Source organism: Pseudomonas citri (assembly GCF_025336485.1).
GTDB classification, from domain to species: Bacteria; Pseudomonadota; Gammaproteobacteria; order Pseudomonadales; family Pseudomonadaceae; genus Aquipseudomonas; species Aquipseudomonas citri.
Map to the genome: position 1 here is coordinate 81,531 of NZ_JAODAB010000017.1, position 17,859 is coordinate 99,389.

Consider the following 17,859-nt stretch of genomic DNA (forward strand, 5'->3'; position numbering starts at 1 on the left):
TGCATGAAGCAAACGACCAGGACACAGCGATTGGTGGCACTTCACACGCTTGTAACCGCTTACACCCGTGAAGCCCATGAAAAAAATCTGTTGCCCAACGATCACGCCGCACTCGCCTGGTTCACTCGGTTCAACTACTTGAATCCAGTCAGCTGGGCACTCGACCCCCACAAGATCCCCTACATCGCGGCCACGGCCCTTATTGACAGCTACTCCTGTCTCCCACGCAGACCGGACATGGCGTTTACTTACCTATGGACCGCGACGAACAGCTGCTACAACGATCTGTATATGAAGTCGTCCGGCAATGCGGAAAGTCTTGGCGACTCCAAAGCCATTGAAAAATCCCTGGCCGAAATCAACAAGTTCATGCAGGCGAACATCGCATTGCCGCCGGACGCAAGCTTGGCCGCCGCTTCCAGCACGCCCGCAGACATTACCCTGGACTTCATCGGACGCCTGCCCGACAAGACCCTCCATTTCGTCGCTTCTTACATCCTCAAGGGCATGGCGATCGAGAAACACAACGAGCTCGACACGACGAAAGCGAACCAGATAAGAAAAATCCATATTTCGTCTTCATACAAAACCTTCAAAAGCAAATTCCCAGTGATGTTCAACCACTTCTACTGGACCTTTGGCCAAGCCTATTCGGCGTTGTGCACCCTCAGCGAGACCCCGGACAAAACGGACGTCAGCTACGGAATAACCGACAGCGAAAAGTCCCGGAAAATCACCCACGCGCTTGGAAAGGAGATCAAAAAAATCCTTGTCCGGATACCCGCCATTGACCAGTTCGACAACCTCGGCAAGCCCAAGATGCAAGCGCCCTCGTTGTCCGGGGAAAGTCAGCGATTGGAGTTCCTGGTGTTCGGCATCCTGTACGCGGCACGAAACAACAACGCCCACGGGAACGTGGCGTCGCGCGTGAACAGCATATTTTCGGACAGCCGGAGCATTGTCGCTGCCACGTGGATTTTTCTATTTGGCTACTTCTACCTGTCGCTGATCCTCGTCAGTTTGCGCGCCATTGACGCGGATGACCTGTATATCCACGCCTTGAATGTCTCTTTGTCGGGTCCGCAATGACAACCTATCGCCTGAGCGCCTTGAGTGGCGAACACTTCGACTTTGCCACCTCCACCGAACGGAACGAATTCATCCGGGAGGAACTGTCTTTCTGGAAGGCCACCGCCAAGGAACTCAAGAACGAAAGATTCGAGCGCCATCAAGCGTTGGAGAACATCAGCAGCACCCTCGCGATTTTTGAGTATGAGCTGAAGACCGAAGAGTTTGACTACATCTACGAAGAAGCACCGGAAGAAAAGCTTTCTGAGGTCTGGGTCTATCGCGGATCGGCCGCCACGCTGAAGTGGCTGGAGATTCATTCGACCGAACCCGAGGTTGCCAATGGCTTTTACGACGCGACCTTTCTGAACAAGAGTGACAAGCTCCACTCCTTCAACGACCTCACCGGGTACCTGGCGGCCTACGAGTTCAAGCTTCCGTCACGCAGTACGCTCACCCAGCGCTCCGCTTCGGAAACCGCGATATTGCGTGACATCCATTCAAATTTCTTCAAGGCAAAAGCCCGGCTGGTAAAGAAAGCCAGAAAGGAAATGGATGACTTTGCCAACTGGCAGGAAACCGAAGAAGAGGCCTGGACAGGGCGTCTCGCCACCCTGGAAGCCACTTATCAGGAAAAGCTGCGACTGGAAGGCCCGGCGACGTATTGGGCAAGAAAGGCCAATGAACACCAGACACGTGGCTACATCTGGACGGGCATCCTCGGCATCACCCTGTTCTTTTCTGTCATCAGCCTGTGGACCTCCTTCAACATCTGGTTGAGTGGCGATCGCACGCCGATTGCCCTCAACCAGGTGGAGGGCGCGCTCATTTTCGTGGCACTTCTGTCGACCCTGGCCTTCACTGCCAAGACACTGTCCCGGTTGATTTTCAGTGCATTTCACTTGCAACGTGACGCCGAAGAACGCGAGCAACTTACGCACCTGTACCTGACGCTCAGCCAGGACACGCAAGTTGACGAGGAGTCGAGGAAAATCATCCTCCAATCCTTGTTCAGTCGTTCGGAGACCGGGCTGATCTCCAACGAGTCGGGGCCGACCATGCCAGGGTTGACCGACCTGCTCTCCACCTTCAAGAAGACCTGACTGTGCACCTGAAAAGCAGCCCGCCCAACCCGGTGATGTACTGCTCGTAGCGGGCCGGGCCATGACTCATGGCCCGGTATTTACTGCTGGTCAAGTCGTCGTTTCGAGCAAGAAATGTGGTCGCCGACGTCGTTGCTTGCCAAACCTGCCGAATCCATTGAAGCCCCTTGCCAGGCCTCGTTTCAGGTGAGATACAACCACTTGCAACGCCTAAAAAGCCGTCCAATCAAGTGCCTTTCCAATGGTGATTCGCCATGTCCAGTTCGCAACGCCCCCTCTATTTTTATCGCGCCATGACCGCCGCCGACGTTCCTTCGGCCCATGCCTTGTCCGTGCAGTTGAAATGGCCTCATCGCCTGGAAGACTGGGCGATGTTGCAGCGCGTCGCCCAGGGCTTCGTCGTGGAGGACCAGGGCCGGCTGATCGGGACGGCTTTCACTTGCACCCAGGGACGCTATGCCACCATTGGCCTGGTAATCGTCGATGACGAATACCAGGGCCAGGGGATCGGTCGCAAGCTGATGGAACTGGCGATCGAGGCCTGCGGGTCGCGCACTGCCATTCTCAACGCGACGCTGGCCGGTGCGCCGTTGTATGCCAGTCAGGGCTTCGTCGATTTCGGGCATATCCAGCAACATCAGGGACAGGCACTGTCGCTTGCACCACAGCCGTTGTCTGCGGGCGAACGCTGCCGGCCGCTGAGCGAAGCCGATCAGGCCGAGCTGATCGAACTGGCCAATGCCGGAAGCGGCCTGGATCGAAGCGCCGTGCTGAACGACCTGTTCGATATCGTCGAGCATGCTGTAGTGATAGAGCAGAACGGCCACCTGTGCGGCTTTGCCATGCTGCGCCCATTCGGGCGTGGTCGCAGCATTGGCCCGGTCGTTGCGCAAACGCCGGAGCAGGCTCGGCACATGATCGCAGAGCTGCTGACCCGGGTGCCGGATACTTTCGTGCGCATCGATATCCCTTCCGACAGCGACCTGGCGGCCTTTCTGGAAGAAGCCGGGCTCAAGCAAATCGACACCGTCGCCCAGATGGCACTCGGCGCCCCCCCTGAAGCCACTGGCGCGGTGCAACAGTTCGCGCTGGTGACCCAAGCCATTGGCTAACATACATTTCTGGAGAGTCACCTTCATGCCTGAACCTACTGCGGTGCTCCTGGCCCACGCCGATGGCAGTCCTGCCGCCACGACTTTCATCCTGGCCTCGTTGGGCGCCAACGATCCGTTCGACCGACTGATCGCCTATGCCGGGGAGGATGGCATGGCTGCCGGCGTGGTCAAGATGAGCGGCCAGACCCGCGTCGATCGCTATCCTTTCAGCGAAATGATCGTGGTGCATGCCGGGGCCGTCACCCTGCGCAGCCAGGAGCAGACGCTCCAGCTCAAACCCGGTGAAAGCGCCGTCATTGCCCGCGGCATGGCGGTGGAGGTCGACGCTAAACCCGAGTCACTATGGGCCTTCTGTGCCGACACCCAACCCGTCGAAGCGAGCAACCCCGGGCTCACCGCGCTGCCGTCGCACACCCTGCTCTCTCCTTCCGCCGCCCCCGACGCCGAGATTCTGATCAGCCCGGCGCCGCAGTGTCGTTCGTACAACCTGTTCGTCGAGCAAGCGACTGACCTGCGTATCGGTGTCTGGGATTCGACCCCCTACACCCGCAGGGCCCGGCCCCACAAGCTGCATGAATTGATGCACCTGATCGAAGGCAGCGTCACCTTGCAGACAGCCGACGGCAGCGACCTGATGGTCAACACGGGCGACACGGTATTCGTTCCTCTGCATGCGCGTTGTGCCTGGAAGAGCAGCGTCTACGTGCGCAAGTTCTACGCCGTCAGGTAGTTGGATTCAGGTAGTAGCACCACCATCGCGAGCACGCTCGCGATGGCGTCGGCACCATCAACATCAACATCACCTCCAACTGACCCACCGCTTTCGCGAGCAAGCCCGCTCCCACAACCGACCATGCAAAAAAAGCCCGCAGTGTGAGCGGGCAAAAAGGACTGTAGTAACCCCTGGCTTCAAAGCGCCGCTGCAATAGCCCCGCCGACGTCCTGGGTCGAGCCCTGCCCGCCTAGGTCCGGTGTGATTGGCCCTTCGGTAATTATCCGCTCGATGGCCTTGAGAATCCCGTCATGGGCCGCCCGATAACGCTCATCCCCGTTCCCCAGGAAATCGAGCATCAAGGCACCTGACCAGATCATCGCAATCGGGTTGGCGATGTTCTGCCCATAGATATCAGGGGCCGAGCCATGCACCGGCTCGAATAGCGACGGAAACCGTCGTTGCGGGTCGAGGTTGGCCGATGGTGCGATGCCGATGGTGCCGGCGCAGGCCGGGCCGAGGTCGGAGAGAATGTCGCCGAACAGGTTCGACGCCACCACCACGTCAAAACGATCAGGCTGCAGGACGAAACGGGCGCACAAAATGTCGATGTGCTGCTTGTCCCATTTCACCTGCGGGTACTGCTCTGCCATCAGCGCCGTGCGCTCGTCCCAGTACGGCATGCTGATGGAGATCCCGTTGGATTTGGTCGCCGACGTCAGACGCTTGCGCGGGCGGGTCTGGGCCAGGTCGAAGGCGAACTTGAGGATCCGGTCGACGCCACGCCGGGTGAACACCGACTCCTGGAGCACGAATTCATGCTCGGTGCCTTCGAACATCTTGCCGCCAACCGAAGAATATTCGCCCTCGGTGTTTTCGCGGATCACGACGAAATCGATGTCCCCCACCTTACGCCCGGCCAAAGGGCAGGGCACGCCCGGAAACAGCCGCACCGGGCGAATGTTCACATACTGGTCGAAGTCGCGGCGGAACTTGAGCAGCGACCCCCACAGGGAAATGTGATCCGCAACCTTGTCCGGCCAGCCCACGGCGCCGAAGTAGATCGCGTCAAAGCCCTTGAGCTGCTCGAACCAGTCGGAGGGCATCATCTGCCCGTGTTCCAAGTAGTAATCGCAATGGGCCCAATCGAGCACTTCGATGTCCAGCGACAACTGCCACTTTTTCGCGGCCTGCTCCAGCACCCGCAGCCCCTCCGGCAGGACTTCCTTGCCGATGCCATCGCCGGCGATAGCGGCTATTCGAAATGGTTTGCTCATCAAGCGTGGCTCCCAAATGTGCGTTCAAACGATGGCCGCATCACAGCCCACCGATGTGAAAGGCTTTGACTTCAAGGTATTCATCCAGGCCGTACTTGCTGCCCTCGCGCCCAAGCCCCGATTGCTTGATGCCGCCGAACGGCGCGACCTCCATGGAGATGATGCCGGTGTTGAGACCGACCATGCCGAACTCCAGCGCCTCGCCGAAACGCCATGAACGGCGCAGGTCCTGGGTGAAGTAATAAGCGCCCAGGCCATACGGCGTGGCATTGGCCAGGGACAAGGCCTGCTCTTCGGTAGTGAAGCGCATCAACGGGGCAACGGGGCCGAAGGTTTCTTCGCTGGCCAGCAACATCCCGGCGTGGGCCTCGCCCAGTACCGTGGGTTGCACGAACTGATTGTCGCCTTCCGGGACACCGCCACAGAGCAGGTGCGCGCCCTGGTTCAAGGCATCGTCGATGTGCCGGGCGACCTTGCTCACCGCCGCGGGATTGATCAACGGACCGATCGTCACGTTGGCCTCCAGGCCATTGCCCACCTTGAGCTTGCCCACCTCCTCCACCAATCGCTCGGCAAAGCGCTCGTAGATGCCATCCTGCACCAGGATGCGGTTGGCGCAGACGCAGGTCTGGCCGGCGTTGCGAAACTTGCTGAGCATGACGCCCGCCACGGCCTGCTCCAGGTCCGCGTCGTCAAATACGATGAACGGTGCGTTGCCGCCCAGTTCCAGGCTCAAACGCTTGATGTGCTCGGCGCTCTGGCGCATCAGCAGTCGACCGACCGCCGTTGAGCCGGTAAAGGAGATTTTGCGCACCGTCGGGTTGCCGGTCAGTTCTTCGCCGATGCCGGCGGGCAGCCCGGTCACGACGTTGAACACCCCGGCGGGAATCCCGACCCGCTCGGCCAGCACCGCCAGCGCCAAGGCGGACAAGGGCGTCAGGTCAGACGGCTTGACGATCACCGGACAGCCCGCCGCCAGGGCCGGGGCGCATTTGCGGGTGATCATCGCGTTGGGAAAATTCCACGGTGTGATGGCGGCGCAGACACCCACCGGTTGCTTGAGCGTGAGCAGGCGTCGGTCGCCGCTGGGCGTGGGGATGGTGTCGCCGTAGATCCGCCGGGCCTCTTCGGCGAACCATTTGGCGAAACCGGCGCCATAGCGGATTTCGCCCTTGGCTTCGCTCAACGGCTTGCCCTGTTCACAGGTCATGATCAGCGCGAGGTCGTCGAGGTTGTCCATCATGGCCTGATACCAGCGCTCCAACAGCGTTGCCCGCTCCGCCGCCGGACGCGCGCGCCATGCTGGCCAGGCGCGCTCGGCGGCCTCGATGGCACGCCGGGTTTCCACGCCTTGCATCGCGGGTACACGGGCCAGCACCTGGCCGGTGGCCGGATCTATGACGTCGAGGGTGGCTGCATCGTCCGCCGCCACCCACTGCCCGTCGATGTACGCCCGCTCCGCCAGCAGGCTGGGGTCTTTCAATTGAGTCTTGAGCATGGTCGCGTCCTGTTCCGAGGTAGCTCCAGTCTAGGGAGATGCCACGGGGCAGGATGCTGAAAGCGGGGTTGGGGCAGTGTTGGATGCTGAAGTTTCGAGGTGGGACGGCAGGCTCTACCGAGCCCCCCGACCAAACACTGAACACTGAGCACTGAGCACTGAGCACTGTGGGAGCAAAGCTTGCTCGCGATGACGGTGGATCAGGCGACATCGATCAAGACCGTGTCATCGTTCATCGCGAGCAAGCTGTGCTCCCACAGGTGTGCTCCCACATTTTTTCTGTGTATGGCTTAGATTTTCAGGGAGCCGAGCAACCCTTCCAGAAACCGTTCCGCCGCGTCCATCTGGCTGACTTCAATGAACTCGTCGGGCTTGTGCGCCTGTTCGATGGAGCCCGGGCCGCAGACCACGACGGGGACGTCCAGGCGTTGCTTGAACAGGCCTCCCTCGGTGCCGAAGGAGACCTTGGCGGTGCCGGTGTCCGGGGCGGCGAAGTTTTTCAGAAAACGCACGGCCTCGACGCTGGGGTGGGTGTCGAGACCGGGATAGACGTTCAGGGTCTGGACCTCGATGTCCGCCACGCTGGAGAGTTTTTTCGCCTCGCGCACAATGGCTTCGGCACGCTCGCGCAGTTGCTCCAGGAACAGGCCCAGGTCATCGGCCGGCAAGTTGCGCACTTCGAAATCAAGCGTGCACAGGTTCGGCACGATGTTCAGCGCCTTGCCGCCGACGATCTGCCCGACATGCACCGTGCTGTAAGGCACGTCGTAATCGGCGTCCTGGGCACCCTGCTCCTGCAACTGCTGCTGGCTCTGGCGCAGCGCCGTGATGAAGTCGCAGGCCACGTGGATCGCATTGACCGAGCGCGGCGCCAGGGACGAATGTGCTTCCAGGCCACGGCAGTAGGTGCGATAGGACCCCTTGCCCTTGTGGCCAAGCACGAACTGCATGTTGGTCGGCTCGCCGATCACGCACAAAAATGGCCGGATCGGCGCCAGGTGCAGCACGTCGAGCAAACGGCGCACCCCCACGCAACCGATCTCTTCGTCGTGGGACAGCGCCAGTTGCAGCGGTCGGGACAGGGCATGTTCGGCAGCGTCGAGCATGGCGTCGAGGGCAATCGCGATGAAGCCTTTCATGTCACAGCTGCCACGCCCGTAAATCCGCCCGTCCCGCAACGTCGCCTGGAACGCCGGGACGGTCCAGGCCTGCCCCGCCGCCGGCACTACGTCGGTGTGTCCGGACAGCAGGATCCCAGGCCTTTCACGCGGCCCGGTACTGGCGAACAGGTTGGCCTTCTTGCCGTTTTCATCCTTGACGATCAACGACTCGATGCCCTTGCTCGACAGCAACTCGCGCACATACTCGATCAAGGGCAGGTTCGACTCCGAAGAGACCGTTTCAAACGCCAGCAGGCGTTCGAAAATGGCTAGCACACGGGGCTTCATGAGGCTTTGCTCCGTTTTTCGGCTGATTCGGCTGAAGAGGCGAACCGACGAATGGAGAACGGCTCGATCAGCGTGCCGGTGCTGCCGGTGCTGATCAGTTCGGCCATGACATCGCCCACGCCCGGACCAAGCTGGAAGCCGTGGCCGCTGAAGCCGAACGCATAGTACAGACCGTCGACATTGCCGCTGGCCCCCATGATCGGCAGGGAGTCGGACAAGTAGCCTTCGATGCCGCTCCACACGCGGATGATGTTCAGGTTGCCGACACCCGGCAGCAGGCGCCGCATCTGCTCCAACTGGTTGAGGGTGCTGCGCGGCTCGACATAAGCCCGGCGGTTGAGCATGTCCGGTTTGCAGCGGTAGCCGCCGCCAATGATGATGTTGCCCCGGGGAATCTGGCGAAAATAGATCACTTCCTCGGGGATCCTGGTATACACGCCGATGACGGTTGGCAAGGCATAAGGCACCGGTTCGGTGACCGCCATTTGCGGGCCGTTGGCCTCCAGTGGCACGGGCTCACCGAACTGCGCCGAGAGCTTCTGGCCCCAGGCGCCGGCGGTGATCAGCAGTTGGGCGGCGCTGAACTGGCGACCATCGGTGGTGCTGATGCTGAATTCGCCGCCGTTGGCTTTCTGCACGTCGGCCACTTCCGTGCGCTCTTCGATGCGTGCACCAAGCCGCCGCGCCGCGCGGGCAAAGGCCGGGGCCGCCAGGCGCGGGTTGGCGTGACCGTCGTGAGGCGCATAGGAGCCGCCCTTGACGTCCTTGCCGAGAAACGGAAAACGCGCGTGCAGCTCGCTGCCGCGGTAGATCTGCAAATCCAGCTGCGCCGCTTCCGGGGCCGCCGCATAGGCTTCAAGCTCCGGGATCTCATCCTCGCGATAACACACACGCATGTGCCCGCTGGCGATGAACTCCAGGTCGTCGTCGATCAGTTCCGGCAAGCGCTTCCACAAGGCCCAGGAGCGGTTCGCCAGTTCCAGCTGCCCGAGAAACCGCCCCTGGCGCCGCACGTTGCCGAAGTTCACGCCGCTGGCGTACTGCCCGATCTGGTCGCGCTCCAGCAGGATCACCGAGCGGCCGCGTCGGCGCAGGAAAAATGCAGCCGCCGAACCCATCAAGCCTCCACCCACAATCACCACATCGGCTTTTTCGACCGTCATGGCGCCACCTCCTGAGTCAGCATCGAAAGCGGCTTGACCGGCGCCTGGCCGCGTTGTCGTCCCACCTCCTGGACATCGACGCCGGCCGCCGCGGCGATAACCTCGGCGCCGGCCTGGGAGCAATAACGGCCCTGGCAGCGGCCCATGCCGACCCGGCTGAACGCCTTGGCCCGGTTGACTTCGCAGGCGCCCTTTTCGCTGACGGTGCGGCGCAACTCGCCAGCCGTGATCATCTCGCACCGGCAAACAATGGCCTCGTCCGGCAGGGCCTTGGCTTGTGCGGCGGGCCAGGGAAATGCCTGGGCCAGACCGAGGCGGAATCGGTCCATGACCTTGAGCGCCTGGCGTTGCCCGGCAACCAGCGCGGCATCCACGGGCTGTTGCAGATCGCCGAGCAGCGCCAAGGCGACCAGGCGCCCGGCCTGCTCGGCGGCATCGGCGCCACGGATCTTCGAACCGTCTCCCGCGGCATACACACCGCCGACCGAGGTTCGCCCATACTCGTCCGTGTCCAGCCACCATTGGCCCGACGCCTCGTCGAAGCGCATGCGACAACCCGCCAGGTCGGCCAGTTGGGTTTCCGGGCGCAGGTGATAACCCAGCGCCACCGCGTCGCACGCCACCGTCAACGTCTCCCCGCTCGCGCCACGCACCCGCACGCCGCTGACGCCCGAGGTCGCCTCGCCCAGGATGTTCAGCGGCGAAATCCCCAGGTGCACCGCCACTTTTGCCCGGTACAGCTGCGCCAACAGTCTCAGGCCGGTGAACAACAGCCCGGGACGGGCCATGAGTTTGGGCAAGGCCTTGATGCGCTGGCTCAGCGACGAAGTGTCCAGCACCGCCGCGACGTTGGCGCCGGCCTTGAGGTATTGGCTGGCGACCAGGTACAGCAACGGCCCGCTGCCCATGAACACCACGCGGTGGCCGATGGAAACCGCCTGGGCCTTCAACGCGATCTGCGCCCCGCCGAGGCTGTAGGTGCCGCCCAACTGCCAACCCTCGACGGGCATCAGGCGGTCGCTGGCGCCGGTGCACAGGACCAGCGCGTCGTAATCCACCGTCGAATGCCGGCCCTGGCAGACGCAGCATAATTGCCCCGGCGTCAGGTTCCACACCAGGGTGTCCGGACGGTAGTCGATCTGCGGGCGCAGGCGGTCGAAGCTCTCGTGCAGGTCGCGGGCCTTGTCGGCCTCGGTGCCGTACAGCGTGGCGTAGTCACGGGTGAAGCCTTCGGGTTGGCGTCGGTAGATCTGTCCGCCATCGCGACGGTTTTCGTCGATCAGGATCGGCTTGAGGCCTGCCGCAACCAGGGTCTGGGCACACCGGATACCCGCCGGCCCGGCGCCGACGATGGCGACGCGATATGTGTTCAGCCGCGCAGTGGCCATATCGCCTCCGGTTGCTCAGTGATGATGTCCAGCCCTTCGCGTACTTCGCTGGAGCAGGCCCGCAGGCGCTCGCCGCTGCGGGTCCAGACCCAGCAATCCTGGCAGGCGCCCATCAGGCAGAAACCGGCACGACTGCCCGGATCGAACTCCGACTGGCGCAACACCGGACCATGGGTCAGCAACGCAACCATCAGCGTGTCGCCCTTCAACGCCTCGACAGGCACGCCATCGACTTTCAACTTGACGACAGGCCGGCCCTGTTCGGCCAGCCTCACGAAACGCGCATTCATGCGTAGGCTCCCACGATCATGCTGTTTGAATCCTGTTGGTGCTTGAGCAGTTCGGCGCCGTCGCGGTGACAGAGCACTTCGCTGCCGCCGTCGAGGGTTCGCCGGGGCGGGGCGGTGCGATTGCACACCCCGTCGACGCGCACCGGGCAACGATTGAGGAACGTGCACAACCCCGGCACCTGGGCGTTGTCGGCCAACGGCGGGAGCGTGCCGCACGTCGTCGTCCCGCAGCTTTCCAGCCAGCCCTGACGCAGCTCCGGCACCGAATGGATCAACAGCTCGGTGTAGGGATGGAACGGCGCCTGGGCAAAGGCTTGGCGCTTGCCCGACTGGACCATGTGGCCGCTGTACATCACCACGATGTCATCGCACAGCGCCCGCACCGTGGAGATGTCGTGGCTGATGAACAGGTAGGACACCCCCAGTTGCTGGCGCAGGTCGCGCAGCAGTTCGAGAATCGCCGCGCCGACCACGGTGTCCAGCGCCGAAGTGACTTCATCGCAGAGGATCAGGTCCGGCTTGGCCGCCAGCGCGCGAGCCAGGTTGACCCGCTGCTTTTGCCCACCGGAAAGTTCGCTCGGGCGGCGTTCGGCGATGTCCCGGGGCAAGCGCACCAGGTCGAGCAGCTCACCGATACGCTCGCGCAAGGCAGCGCCCTTGAGGCCGAAATACATCTTCAACGGCCGGCTCAGGAGGGTGCTGATGCTGTGCATGGGGTTGAGCGCGGTGTCAGCATTCTGGAACACCATCTGGATACGCCGGAACTGTTCGTCGGTGCGCTCGGACAGACTGCCGCCCAGCGGATGGCCATCGAACGTCAGCCCACCGAGTGCCGGCGGCAACAGCCCGGCCACGACGCGCGCCAGGGTCGACTTACCCGAGCCCGACTCGCCGATCACACCGATGGCCTGGCCCCGGCGCACCGTCAGGTCGATGTCTTCCAGCACAGGAATCGCCGGCAGGCCTCGCGGAGTCTTGTTGCCATAGCCGGCAGTCATGCCCTGGATGGTCAACAGTGGCGTGTCCTCGGCCACGCCGCACGGCGGACGAATCGTCGTGTCGGGCCGTGCCGCCGCCAACAGGCTGCGGGTGTAGGTGTGCGACGGGTCCTTGAGCAGCCGCGCGGTGGCGCTATGCTCGAAAATCTGGCCGCCATTGAGCACGACGATCTGGTCGGCCATTTGCGCCACCACGGCCAGGTCATGGGACACGTAGACCGCCGTCGCGCCACGCTCGCGCACCACACGCTTGAAAGCGCGCAGTACGTCGATCTGGGTGGTCACGTCCAGGGCCGTGGTCGGCTCGTCGAGCACCACCAGCAGCGGATCGCTGATCAGCGCCATGGCCGCCATCACCCGCTGCAATTGCCCGCCGGAGACCTGGTGAGGATAACGCTGGCCAATGCGTTCGGGGTCCGGCAGCGCCAGGTCGCGGAACAACTCGATGGCCTTGGCTTCGAGCATGGCGCGGCTGCCCAGGCCATGGATCAACGCGCCCTCCACCACTTGGTCGATGAGTTTTTTCGCCGAGTTGAACGCGGCGGCGGCACTCTGGGCGATGTACGACACTCGATTACCGCGCAATCCCTGCAACTCGCCTTCGCTGAGGGCCAGCATGTCGTGCTCGCCGACCTGCACCACGCCGCCGGCCAGGCGACAACCGCGCCGGGCGTAACCCAGCAGCGCCAGGGCAATGGTGGTCTTGCCGGAGCCGGACTCGCCGATCAGTGCCAGCACCTCGCCTTTCTCCAGGGAAAAACTCACCCCCTTGACGATCTCCACCTCGCGGCGCTCGCCACAGGCGACCACACGAAGGTTCTCGACTCGAATCAACTGGCTCATCTCAATGGCCTCCCTTGCGTCGGTTGCGCCGCGAAGACAAGCGGTCGATGAACAGATTGACGCCAATGGTCAGAGTGCCAATGGCCAGCGCCGGAATCACGATGGCCGGTGCGCCCTGGTTGAGGCCGCCGATGTTTTCCCGCACCAGCGAACCGAGGTCGGCGTCCGGCGGTTGCACGCCCAGGCCGAGGAAACTCATGCCGCTGAGCAGCAAGACGATAAAGCCAAAGCGCAGGCCCAGGTCGGCCAGCACCGGGTTGAGCATGTTCGGCAGAATCTCCACACAGGCGATGTACAGGCGGCGCTCGCCACGGGTGCGGGCCACTTGCACGTACTCCAGGGCTTCGATGTTCACCGCCATGCTGCGGGCGATCCGGAAGGCGCCGGGCATGAAGCTGAGCACCGCCGTGCAGATCAGCAAGGTCACCGACGAGCCGAACGCCGAAACCATGATCAGCGCCAGCATCTTGCTCGGAATCGAAATGAACGCGTCCATCAGGCGGCTGATCAACTCGTCCAGCCATTTGGGCGAAACCACCGAGAGCAACGCGCAAGTGGTACCCAGGCTGCTGGCCAGCACCGCCGCCACCAACGCCAGGCCCACGGTGAACTGCGCACCGATGAGAATACGGCTGAGCATGTCGCGGCCCAGGTAATCGGTACCCAACGGATACGCGGCGCTGAGACTGTCAAAAACGTTGTCGGAGACCACTTCCCCTACCGGGTGCGGTGCCAGCCACGGGCCGAAGATCGCGATCAGCAACCAGAACAGGCACATCGCGGCGCCGACCAGGCCGAGCCAGGACGTCCTGTGGGGGGAAACCTTGCCATAGGCCAGGTCAGGGGCCGCAGGCGGGGATTTCACAATGAGATTGTTCATTGGTTTCTCAGCCTCGGATTGGACAGGATCGCGCACAGGTCGGCGATCAACACCAACGTCAGGTACGCCGTGCAGAACAGCATGGTGCACGCCTGGACCAGTGCCATGTCGCGGTTGGTCACGGCATCGACCATCAGGCTGGCGATCCCGGGATAGTTGAATATCGTCTCGACGATCACCACCCCACCCAACAGGTAGGACAGGCTCAAGGCGATGGCATTGGCAATCGGTCCAATGGCGTTGGGCAACGCATGGCGCAGCACCACCCGCATCGGACTCACGCCTTTGAGACGGGCCATTTCCACGTAGGGGCTGTCGAGTTGATCGATCACCGCCGCCCGGGTCATGCGCGCCATCTGCGCGACGATCACGCAGCACAGCGTCATCACCGGCAAGGCGTAGGTGCGCATGAATTGCAGCGGCGAGGTGATCTCGCTGGAATAGGACAACGCGGAAAGCCAGCCCAGGTTCACCGCGAAAATCAGCACCGCCAGGGTGGCGACCAGGAACTCCGGCACCGCCACCATCGTCAGGGTGACAAAGCTCAGGAAACCGTCGATTCGCCCCCCACGCCCCATCGCCGAGCCGATGCCCAGAACCAGCGCCACCGGCACCGACACCAGCGCCGTGGCGGCCGCCAGCATCAGGGTGTTGGGCACCCTTCCGGCCATCAACTCGGTGACCGGCACGGCGTTGGACACCGACACGCCCAAGTCACCGCTGAGCAGGCTCGTCAACCAATGCAGATAGCGCAACACACCGGGCTGATCCAGACCCATCTTCACCCGCAGGGCGGCCACCTGTTCCGGCATGGCGAATTGTCCGAGGGACTGTTGCGCCGCGTCTCCAGGCAGTACCGCCGTGATGGCGAAGACCACCATCGACACAATCAACAAGGTCACGATCGCGGCGCCCACGCGGCGTCCGATCAACCACACTGTGTTGCTGTTCATCACCCTACCCCTTGTGCCATGTACTCACGATGAACGAGGACGCGGCCTTGCAGTCAGACCGCGTGGCCGGCATCGCGAGCACGCTTTGGTCCCACAGACCGCGCTCATCACGCTTCAAGCCAGACTTGCTCGGCGAACATGTAGCCCATGAAGCCGCCCAGCGGATTGGTGCCGTAGCCTTTGACGCGCTGGTCGACGCCATCGATGTTGCTGATGAACACCGGGATGCCGATGCCACTGTGATCATGCACCAGGGTCTGCATGTCGGCGTACATCTGGCCGCGCTTGGCATCGTCGGTCTCGCCCCGGGCCTGGATCAGCAGTTGGTCGAACTGATCGTTTTTCCAACCAGACTCATTCCACGGTGCCGTGGACTGGAAAAACTGCGAGAACAGCATGTCGGCGTTGGGCCGAGGGTTGATGTTGCCGAAGCTCAGCGGGTGCTTGGCCCAGTGGTTGGACCAATAGCCGTCGCTGGGCAGCCGGTTGACGTTGAGCTTGAGCCCCGCCTCCTTGGCCGATTGTTGCAACAGCACGGCGACGTCCACCGAACCGGTAGCGGCCGGCGAGCACATCACCGGCATGTTGATGCTTTCCATGCCGGCCTTCTTGAGCAGGAACTTGGCCTTTTCCGGATCGTAGGCCCGTTGTGGCAGCTCGGCATTATAGAAACGTGCACCGGGGGCAATCGGGTGGTCGTTGCCGACCCTGGCAAAGCCACGAAAGATCGCCGACTTGACCTGTTCCCGGTCCAGCAGCAGCTTCATGGCCAGGGTGAAGTCCGGGTTCTGACCGGGCATCTGGTCCTGGCGGATGATCAGGTCGGTGTAGTTGCCCGACGGAGAATCCACCACGCGATGGGTGGTGCTGTCCTTGATACGGGTGGTCGAGCGTGGGTTGACCTCGTTGATGATCTGCACATCGCCCGACAGCAACGCGTTGACCCGCGACGGTTCGTCACCGATGCCGATGAATTCGATTTCATCCAGATATGGCAGGCCAGGTTTCCAGTAGTTAGTGTTGCGCGCACCAACGGAACGCACCCCAGGTTTGAATTCCTTGACCTTGAACGGGCCCGTGCCGATGCCCTGGCTGAAGTCGCTGGTGCCTTCGGGAACGATCAACAAGTGGGAAACGGCAAGAATCGAGGGCAGCTCGGCATTCGGGCCACTCAAGCGGATCTGCACTTCATGGGTGCCATTGGCCTTGACCTCGGCAAACTGCTCCGCCAGCGGCAGGACCTTGGAACCGGTGATCGGGTCCTTGTGCCGCAACAACGAGAACACCACGTCGGCGGCGGTCAGGCCCTTGCCGTTGTGAAAGGTCACTTCCTTGCGCAGGGTGATCACCCAGAGCGTGGCGTCGGTGGTGTCGATGCGTTCGGCCAGTTCCAGTTGCGGCACCATCTGGCTGTCGAAGCGGGTCAGGCCGTTGTAGAACATGTAGTGGCGCACGTAGTCCGTGGACGACGAGCCCTTGGCCGGGTCCAACGTATCGGCGGTGGAACTGGAGATGCCGGCAACGCGAATGCGCCCGCCGGGCTTGCCTTTGCCGGGGCTGACGGTGTCGTCAGCCAGCAGCTTGCCAGCGGCGCCGAACAGGCTGCCGGCACCCGCCGCGGCCACACCCGCCAGGCCGAGCATTTGCAGTGCATGGCGGCGGGACATGCCGCGATTGAGCCCTTCGAAAACACGCAGACTTTCTGTACCGGTGATCAACTGGTCTTTGATGCCGTTTTTATTGTCACTCATGTCAGTTCTACCTTTCGGAAAATGATAGGGCTCGATGACGTGCGGTTAACGCAACGTGGTTGTAACGCCAAACAACACCTTGAAACTCAATGCAGGTAGTCCTGCAGGCGGTAATACGCACCGACCAGCGGCAGGAACCAGGGCTTGCCGAAATGCCCGGGAATGGCCGGCCAGTCCAGTTCGCGCCAAGGGTTGGCCTCGACCTTGCCGGCCATGACCTGGGCCATGACCTGGCCCATGTGCACCGACATCTGCACGCCATGGCCGCTGTAGCCCATGGAATGAAAGACCCCGCCATGCTGGCCCGCCCGAGGCAGGCGGTCGGACGTCATGTCCACCAGGCCGCCCCAGCAATAGTCGATCCGGGTGCTCGCCAACTGCGGGAACATCTGCACCATCGCCGCTTGCAGCACCTTGCCGCTCTTGGCGTCGGAAACGCTGTCGGACATGGCAAACCGTGCGCGGCCGCCAAACAGCAGGCGGTTGTCCGGCGTCAGGCGAAAGTAATTGCCGATCATGCGGCTGGTGACGTACGAGCGTCGCGCCGGCAGCAGGCTGTCGATCAGCTCGGGCGACAGCACTTCGGTGGCGATCACAAAACTGCCCACCGGTACGATTCGCCGCCGATACCAACCCAGGCCGCCCTGCTGGCACGCACCGGTTGCCAACAGGATCTGCGAAGCATGCAGCGATCCTTTGCTGGTGTTGACCTGATAGCCACCGGCGCTGGCCTTCCAGTCCTTCACCGTCACGCCCTGGAAAATCAACGCACCGTGGCGAGCCGCCGCCTCGGCCAGGCCGACACCAAAACGTCCGATGTGCATCTGCACGCCATTGCGTTGCAACAGACCGCCGTGGAACTGGGCTGAATGGACCTCCCGGCGGGTCTGCTCGGCCGACAGCAACTCGACCTCGGCGTCCACCTCCCGGCGGATCAATTCACAGGTGCGTGCCAACCCTTCGTAATGCATCGGCTTGGCGGCCAGCTTGAGCTTACCGTTGCGCTTGAGGTCGCAGGCAATCCGTTCCTGCTCCACCAGCGAGACCACGCTTTGCACGGCACTTTCATACGCCTGGTAATACGCCCGCGCCCTGTCGGCACCGAGGCTGGCGGTGAGCGCCGCGTAATCCTGGGCGACGCCGGTACTGCAATGCCCACCGTTGCGCCCCGAGGCTTCGCCAATCACCCTGCCCGCTTCCAGCACCGCCACGCTGGCGCCCTTCAAGGCCAGCGCACGCGCCGCGGCCAGGCCGGTGAAACCGCCGCCGACGATGGCGACATCGACCTGCCCCGGCAACCCGCCGAGTTGGGCACCGGTGAAGGCCGGCGCGGTATCGAGCCAATAGGACTCACTGCCCATGTCTAACCCCT

Annotated in this window: 15 protein-coding genes; 4 read left to right on the forward strand and 11 right to left on the reverse strand. The window is 62.7% G+C overall.

Features of this window, described 5'->3' with window-relative positions:
* The first annotated feature begins 3 nt into the window (after positions 1-3).
* From N4Q37_RS18555 to N4Q37_RS18570, 4 genes are all read left to right on the forward strand, one after another.
* A complete protein-coding gene (locus N4Q37_RS18555) occupies positions 4-1,089 on the forward strand; it encodes a hypothetical protein (RefSeq protein WP_260960982.1) in 1,086 nt (361 codons plus the stop codon).
* Entirely contained in the window at positions 1,086-2,171 is a 1,086-nt protein-coding gene (locus N4Q37_RS18560; RefSeq protein WP_260960983.1) for a DUF6161 domain-containing protein, read from the forward strand. Before N4Q37_RS18555 ends, N4Q37_RS18560 begins: the two co-directional genes overlap by 4 nt.
* Before the next feature lie 254 nt (positions 2,172-2,425).
* Positions 2,426-3,283 (forward strand): GNAT family N-acetyltransferase, encoded by an 858-nt coding sequence (locus N4Q37_RS18565; protein WP_260960984.1) that lies wholly within the window; start codon positions 2,426-2,428, stop codon positions 3,281-3,283.
* Positions 3,284-3,308: 25 nt separating this feature from the next.
* Complete coding sequence (locus N4Q37_RS18570) at positions 3,309-4,016, forward strand: cupin domain-containing protein (protein ID WP_260960985.1); 708 nt, start codon at positions 3,309-3,311, stop codon at positions 4,014-4,016.
* A 179-nt stretch (positions 4,017-4,195) separates the two neighbouring features.
* Here N4Q37_RS18570 and N4Q37_RS18575 read toward each other — a convergent pair whose 3' ends face one another.
* From N4Q37_RS18575 to N4Q37_RS18625, 11 genes are all read right to left on the reverse strand, one after another.
* The gene (locus tag N4Q37_RS18575) at positions 4,196-5,275 is read right to left on the reverse strand and encodes a tartrate dehydrogenase (RefSeq protein WP_260960986.1); all 1,080 of its coding nucleotides are present in this window, start codon (positions 5,273-5,275) and stop codon (positions 4,196-4,198) included.
* Positions 5,276-5,315: 40 nt separating this feature from the next.
* Positions 5,316-6,773: an NAD-dependent succinate-semialdehyde dehydrogenase gene (locus N4Q37_RS18580; protein WP_260960987.1), complete on the reverse strand. Its 1,458-nt coding sequence runs from the start codon at positions 6,771-6,773 to the stop codon at positions 5,316-5,318.
* A gap of 290 nt (positions 6,774-7,063) precedes the next feature.
* Positions 7,064-8,221: an acetylornithine deacetylase gene (gene argE, locus N4Q37_RS18585; protein ID WP_260960988.1), complete on the reverse strand. Its 1,158-nt coding sequence runs from the start codon at positions 8,219-8,221 to the stop codon at positions 7,064-7,066.
* Positions 8,218-9,384, reverse strand: coding sequence for an NAD(P)/FAD-dependent oxidoreductase (locus N4Q37_RS18590; protein ID WP_260960989.1), 1,167 nt, complete (start codon positions 9,382-9,384; stop codon positions 8,218-8,220). The genes argE and N4Q37_RS18590 overlap by 4 nt, the downstream gene beginning before the upstream one ends.
* Positions 9,381-10,772 carry an FAD/NAD(P)-dependent oxidoreductase gene (locus N4Q37_RS18595; RefSeq protein WP_260960990.1) on the reverse strand — a complete coding sequence of 464 codons (1,392 nt, stop codon included), beginning with the start codon at positions 10,770-10,772 and terminating at the stop codon, positions 9,381-9,383. Before N4Q37_RS18595 ends, N4Q37_RS18590 begins: the two co-directional genes overlap by 4 nt.
* Entirely contained in the window at positions 10,754-11,062 is a 309-nt protein-coding gene (locus N4Q37_RS18600; protein WP_260960991.1) for a (2Fe-2S)-binding protein, read from the reverse strand. Before N4Q37_RS18600 ends, N4Q37_RS18595 begins: the two co-directional genes overlap by 19 nt.
* Entirely contained in the window at positions 11,059-12,903 is a 1,845-nt protein-coding gene (locus tag N4Q37_RS18605; RefSeq protein ID WP_260960992.1) for an ABC transporter ATP-binding protein, read from the reverse strand. The genes N4Q37_RS18600 and N4Q37_RS18605 overlap by 4 nt, the downstream gene beginning before the upstream one ends.
* A 1-nt stretch (position 12,904) precedes the next feature.
* A complete protein-coding gene (locus N4Q37_RS18610; RefSeq protein WP_260960993.1) occupies positions 12,905-13,783 on the reverse strand; it encodes an ABC transporter permease in 879 nt (292 codons plus the stop codon).
* On the reverse strand, positions 13,780-14,736 hold the full coding sequence (locus N4Q37_RS18615) for an ABC transporter permease (protein ID WP_260960994.1): 957 nt from the start codon (positions 14,734-14,736) through the stop codon (positions 13,780-13,782). The genes N4Q37_RS18610 and N4Q37_RS18615 overlap by 4 nt, the downstream gene beginning before the upstream one ends.
* Before the next feature lie 107 nt (positions 14,737-14,843).
* Positions 14,844-16,487 (reverse strand): ABC transporter substrate-binding protein, encoded by a 1,644-nt coding sequence (locus N4Q37_RS18620; protein WP_260960995.1) that lies wholly within the window; start codon positions 16,485-16,487, stop codon positions 14,844-14,846.
* A gap of 86 nt (positions 16,488-16,573) precedes the next feature.
* Positions 16,574-17,848: an NAD(P)/FAD-dependent oxidoreductase gene (locus tag N4Q37_RS18625; RefSeq protein ID WP_260960996.1), complete on the reverse strand. Its 1,275-nt coding sequence runs from the start codon at positions 17,846-17,848 to the stop codon at positions 16,574-16,576.
* Positions 17,849-17,859: the final 11 nt, after the last annotated feature.